We start from the raw sequence: 820 nt of genomic DNA, 5'->3' as shown, positions 1-820 counted from the left end.
GAACCGACGACATCATCAATGTCGCCGGCCACCGGCTTTCGACCGGCGCCATGGAGGAGGTGCTGGCCGGGCATCCAGACGTTGCCGAATGCGCCGTCATCGGCATCGCCGACGCGATGAAGGGCCAGGTTCCGCTCGGCTTTGTCGTGCTGAATGCGGGTGTCGCGCGTGACACCGGCACTATTGAGACCGAGGTGGTCACGCTGGTGCGCGAGCGGATCGGCCCGGTCGCCGCCTTCAAGACGGTGGTGACGATCAAGCGCCTGCCAAAGACGCGCTCCGGCAAGATCCTGCGCGGCACCATGCAGAAGATTGCCGACAAGGAAGAATGGACGATGCCGGCGACCATCGACGATCCGATCATTCTCGACGAAATCACCGCAGCGCTCAAGAGACGCGGAATCGGCCTGTAAAGACATCGGAGCATCGCGCGCCCGAGCGCCAATTTGGCCATTGTGCAATGCAGCAAATCGCATACAGTTTTGTCGGGGTCGCCCACCGACGATTACGGCATGGCTCAGCAAAAAACCACATTTGGCGGCGTCGACATACTTCGATTTCTCGCCGCAGTGCTCGTGATGTTCTACCACTATGGTTACTGGGTGTGGGCCTTTCCCGCCGGCGTTTCGGCACGGGCCATCGGCGGCATCCCGCCGCATCCGGAACTGGAGATGCTCGGCTCCGGATGGGGGCGTACAGGTGTTTTCGTCATCAGCGGCTTCGTCATCGCCTTCAGCGCCGAAACTCGACCTCCTTGCGGTTTTTCGAGGCAAGGGTGAGGCGGCTGGCGCCGGCGGTCTGGATCTGCGCGCCGGGCACC

1 protein-coding gene and 1 pseudogene are annotated in these 820 nt (G+C 62.6%); both read left to right on the top strand.

All coding sequences use genetic code 11. The features are described from left to right. Positions 1-413, top strand: a pseudogene (gene prpE / locus EOA86_RS36720) (propionyl-CoA synthetase); the annotation flags it as partial. 99 nt (positions 414-512) lie between these two features. Then, a complete protein-coding gene (locus EOA86_RS36715) occupies positions 513-779 on the top strand; it encodes a hypothetical protein (protein ID WP_245497504.1) in 267 nt (88 codons plus the stop codon). Positions 780-820 lie beyond the last annotated feature (41 nt).

The sequence above is a fragment of the Mesorhizobium sp. M5C.F.Ca.IN.020.32.2.1 genome (assembly GCF_004023105.1).
In the GTDB taxonomy this organism is placed as follows: Bacteria; Pseudomonadota; Alphaproteobacteria; order Rhizobiales; family Rhizobiaceae; genus Mesorhizobium; species Mesorhizobium wenxiniae.
The sequence above is the reverse complement of the archived record's forward strand: the minus strand, read 5'-3'. Positions and strand labels throughout refer to the sequence as shown.